General features: G+C 65.5%; 3 protein-coding genes. 2 read left to right on the top strand and 1 reads right to left on the bottom strand.

Going from position 1 to position 4,176, the window contains the following annotated elements:
• Positions 1–164 precede the first annotated feature (164 nt).
• Complete coding sequence (locus ACYP5B_RS40605) at positions 165–1,229, top strand: methyl-accepting chemotaxis protein (protein ID WP_400095243.1); 1,065 nt, start codon at positions 165–167, stop codon at positions 1,227–1,229.
• 124 nt (positions 1,230–1,353) lie between these two features.
• Here ACYP5B_RS40605 and ACYP5B_RS40600 read toward each other — a convergent pair whose 3' ends face one another.
• Positions 1,354–2,613: an MFS transporter gene (locus ACYP5B_RS40600; protein ID WP_459573409.1), complete on the bottom strand. Its 1,260-nt coding sequence runs from the start codon at positions 2,611–2,613 to the stop codon at positions 1,354–1,356.
• Positions 2,614–2,727: 114 nt separating this feature from the next.
• On the opposite strand from ACYP5B_RS40600, the gene ACYP5B_RS40595 reads away from it, so the two are divergent.
• Positions 2,728–3,624: an AraC family transcriptional regulator gene (locus tag ACYP5B_RS40595; RefSeq protein WP_459573408.1), complete on the top strand. Its 897-nt coding sequence runs from the start codon at positions 2,728–2,730 to the stop codon at positions 3,622–3,624.
• Positions 3,625–4,176: the final 552 nt, after the last annotated feature.

The raw sequence follows: 4,176 nt of genomic DNA, 5'->3' as shown, positions 1-4,176 counted from the left end.
CCGCTCGCTCATCCTGTCGCTGGTGCCAGCCTGATGCCAGGCTGGCACGCTTCTCGCCTATGCAGAACGACAGGAGCGACGCAGAACAAACATGGTGCGGACCGTTTTCGACAGCACACGCCGGGCTCCTGACTGGTCACTGGATCTGTAATGGGAGATACCGTATGGCAAGCGCAGACCGCATCGTCGAGCTGTCTCACCACGTTGGATTTATCGCGGACAACAAGATCTCCAGCATCGCGGAAATCAACCGGGAAACGAAGTTCCTCGCCCTGAACGCCTTGATCGAGGCGGCGCGCGCCGGCGATGCGGGCCGCGGCTTCAGCGTCGTGGCGAATCAGGTCAAGCAGGTCTCCGAGCGCATCTCCGGCATCACCGGCGAGCTGACCACGGAGCTGGGCGGCTCCATCGCCGAGCTCACCCAGCTCGGCGACGCCATGATCCGGCAGATGCGCGGCCACCAGGGCCAGCGCCTGGCCGACATGGCGCTGAACATGATCGACGTGGTCGACCGCAACCTCTACGAGCGCTCCTGCGACGTGCGCTGGTGGGCCACCGACGCCGCCCTCGTGGAGGCAGTGAGCAGCCCCGAGCGCACCACCGCCAGCCATGCGAGCGAACGCCTTGGCGTCATCCTGAACAGCTACACCGTCTACCTCGACCTGTGGGTCATCGACGCGCAGGGACGCGTCCTCGCCAATGGCCGCCCGCACGCCTACCCCGGCGTGGCAGGGCGCAATGTCTCGGGCGTGGAATGGTTCAAGCGCGCGATTGCCACGACTTCGGGCGACGACTATGTCGCGCACGATGTCGCGGTGTCGCGCTTTCTCGACAACGCCAGCGTGGCCACCTACGCCACCGCCATCCGCGAAGGCGGCCGCGCCAACGGCGAGCCCGCCGGCGTGCTCGCCATCTTCTTCAACTGGGCGCCGCAGGCGCAGACGGTGGTCAAGGGCGTGCGGCTATCCCCGGATGACTGGCAGCGCACGCGCTGCCTGCTGGTGGACGCGAAGCACCGCGTCATCGCCGCGTCGGATGGCGTGGGCTTGCTGGCCGAGACCTTCGCCCTGAAGGACGACAACAACCCCACCGGCTGGTACGAGGCACCGGACGGCGCGCTGGTGGCGTTTGCCCGCACGCCGGGCTACGAGACCTATCCGGGGCTGGGCTGGTACGGCGTGATCGTCCAGCATCCGCCAGGCGGCAGGCATCCGGCAGGACATGCTTGATGCTGAGATGGCAGCCCCACGGGTGCGCCACGCACCGCGTGGGGTTGCTGCAATGTGGCGCATTGGCGCCACAACGGTGCATGAAATCGAACACCGATATGGCCGCGGGCCGCTGCGCGCAGGCTCAGGCCAGCTTTTTTCGCCCGCCGCCCAGGTCGGGCAGGAAAATGGCCAGCAAGCCCAGCAGTGGCAGGAAGGCGCACAGCTGGTAAACCGATTGGATGCCATGCGCGTCGGCCAGCTTGCCCAGCACCGCGGCGCCGATGCCGCCCATGCCGAAAGCAAAGCCGAAGAACAGCCCCGACACCATGCCCACCTTGCCCGGGATCAGCTCCTGCGCGAACACCAGGATCGCCGAGAACGCCGAGGCCAGGATAAAGCCGATGATGAACGACAGCACGCCGGTCCAGAACAAGTTGGCATGCGGCAGCATCAGCGTGAACGGCGCCACGCCCAGGATCGACGCCCAGATCACGCGCTTGCGGCCGATACGGTCGCCGATCGGGCCGCCCAGGATGGTGCCGGCCGCCACCGCGAACAGGAACACGAACAGGTAAAGCTGCGAGCTTTGCCGCGTCAGGCCAAAGCGCTCCATCAGATAGAAGGTGTAATAAGTGTTCAGGCTCGCCATGTAGAAATACTTGGAGAACACCAGCGCCATCAGCACCACCATGGCACGCACCACGGTGCTGCGCGGCAACGGCGCACGCGTGGCGACAGCTTTGCGCTTGCGCGTGGTATGCGCCAGCTCGCGGCCGTACCAGCCGCCGATCTGCCACAGCACGGCAATCGCCAGCAACGCCGCCAGCGAGAACCACGCCACGCTGCTTTGCTGATGCACGATCCACGCCGCCAGCAGCGGCCCGGTAGCGCTGCCCGCGTTGCCGCCAACCTGGAAGATCGACTGCGCCAGCCCGTGCTGCCCGCCCGACGCCATGCGCGCCACGCGCGACGACTCCGGATGGAAGATCGACGACCCGGTGCCCACCAGCGCGGCCGCCACCAGCAGCACGCCATAGGTAGGCGCCACCGACAACAGCAGCAAGCCGCACAGCGTGAAGCCCATGCCGATCGACAGCGACTGCGGCTTGGGATGCTTGTCCGTGTACAGGCCCACCACCGGCTGCAGCAGCGAAGCGGTGATCTGGTACGTCAGCGTAAGCAGCCCGATCTGGGTAAAGCTGAGGTTGAAGCCGCCCTTGAGCATCGGATAGATGGCCAGGATCAGCGACTGGATCATGTCATTGAGGAAGTGCGAAAAACTGATCGCCCCCAGCACGCGAAAACCGGTCCGCTCGGCTGCCTGCGCGCTTGTAGGGGTCTGGGCCTGGCCTTGCGGCGAGGCATTCGCGCCGCCGGGCGCGGTATCGATGTGGCTGCTCATGTTGGAGAAGAATTAGGGGGCTGAAAAGGCAACTAGGGAATCGTGGCGACCATGCTAAATGGCGCAAATCCGCCTGTCCTGCGAGAATAGGGCCGGAACCTTGGAGAAAAGGACATGCCCCGTCCCGTCAGGCACATTTCGCAGCGCAACACCGGGCCAGACGACACACCGCTCGCCCGGCACGACGAAAACCCCACGCCCCGCCTGATCCCCTCCCCGCCCGGCATGGACCGCGCCGACACCTACTCCAAATCGCCCGCCTACCTGCAATACGACCGCAGCCCCATGCCGGTCACCGCCATGGCCGCCGACTACCAGCCCGGCCACGTCACCAAGCCGCACCAGCATCCCAACGCGCAGCTCATCCACGCGGTGCATGGCGTGATGGTGGTCGCCACCGCCGAAGGGCAATGGATCGTGCCCCCAACCCGCGGCATGTGGATGCCCGGGGGCACCGTGCACTGGATCCGCATGGTCGGGCACGTGCGCATGCGCACCGCCTATATCCGGCCGGACGCCGCCGCCAACCTGCCCACCCGCTGCACCGTGCTGGGCATCACGCCGCTGCTGCGCGAGCTCATCCTCGCCGCCATCGATATCCCGACACCCTACGCGGCCGAATCGCGCGACGGGCGGCTGATGCGGCTGCTGCTGGATGAAGTGATGCTGGTGCCGACGTTGCCGTTGCACTTGCCGCGGCCTGCGGATGCCGGCTTGCGGGAGATCTGCGATGCGATTGTCGGGGCGCCCGATACGGCGCTGACTTTGGCGCAATGGGGGGAGCGGCTAGGGGTGGATCCCAAGACGATCCAGCGGCGGTTTGCGCGGGAGACGGGGATGACGTTTGGGCAGTGGAGGCAGCAGGCGAGGTTGCTGTCGGCGTTGGAGGGGCTGGCCGCCGGGGCTAAGGTGGTGGATGTGGCTTTGGATTTGGGGTATGAGAGTCCTAGCGCGTTTTCTACTATGTTTAGGAGGCAGTTTGGGGTGCCGCCTAGTGGGTTTTTTCGGTGAATTTTGGGGGGTGGGGTGGGGCTTTTTAGGCGTTGGGCGCTTTTGGGATCGATGGTGGTTTTTGGGCCCAAGGGCAGCACCGTTGGCTCTTGTTTTGTGGTTGGGTTTGATTTTTGCGGCGTTGGCTTTTGCACCCAAGGGCCGTACGAGATTCCCCTGCGGGGGGCGTCGCTGTCTGTTTCATTGGCGTTGGCTCTTGCACCCAAAAGCCATACGACATCCCCCTGCGGGGGCTGCCGGTCACTCTTCTTTGCGCGGCAAAGAGGGTGAGGACAAATTCAGGCATTGGTCAATCGGCGTACGAGCAAACGTGCCTGAGATAGCCAGACCCAGGCGGTTGCGCTGGCGATGCTGCGATCGTGATGCATGATCAGGCGGCGCGAGCGTTCGTTCCAGGCATGGGTGCGCTCCACCACCCAGCGCATGGGCAAGGTGGGGAACGTTTGATCCAGCGATCACAGGGACTGCTGCGCATCGTGCCAATGCCCAGCCTTGGGCGGGCGACGCACGATGTGCACATCCAGGCCGTGAGCTTGCTCAAGGGCGGCGGCA

The organism is Cupriavidus sp. 8B (assembly GCF_054589115.1).
The sequence above is the reverse complement of the archived record's forward strand: the minus strand, read 5'-3'. Positions and strand labels throughout refer to the sequence as shown.